We start from the raw sequence: 265 nt of genomic DNA, 5'->3' as shown, positions 1-265 counted from the left end.
GAAAAGCCAGTATTCCACCAAATACGCCAAGCAAACCAAAGGAAGCACTATAAACGACATTGCCTGGTCCCCCATTTGCTACCGCCGCTGAAAGTGAATCGAGTGAACCGAAGAAAGACAGGGCAATCGTACACCAAATCAGAGCAATGATCCCTTCCCCGATCATCGCGCCAAAGAACACGAAGCGGCCATTTTTTTCATTTTCCATACAGCGTGCCATGAGCGGCGATTGCGTGGCATGAAAACCTGAGATAGCACCGCAAGC

At 49.8% G+C, this 265-nt stretch carries 1 pseudogene; it reads right to left on the bottom strand.

Going from position 1 to position 265, the window contains the following annotated elements:
- Positions 1 to 208: pseudogene (locus V0R37_RS22410) on the bottom strand (carbon starvation CstA family protein); the annotation flags it as partial.
- Positions 209 to 265 lie beyond the last annotated feature (57 nt).

Source organism: Pollutimonas rozaliensis (assembly GCF_048751585.1).
Taxonomy (GTDB): Bacteria; Pseudomonadota; Gammaproteobacteria; order Burkholderiales; family Burkholderiaceae_B.
This window is presented reverse-complemented; position numbering and strand designations above follow the sequence as displayed.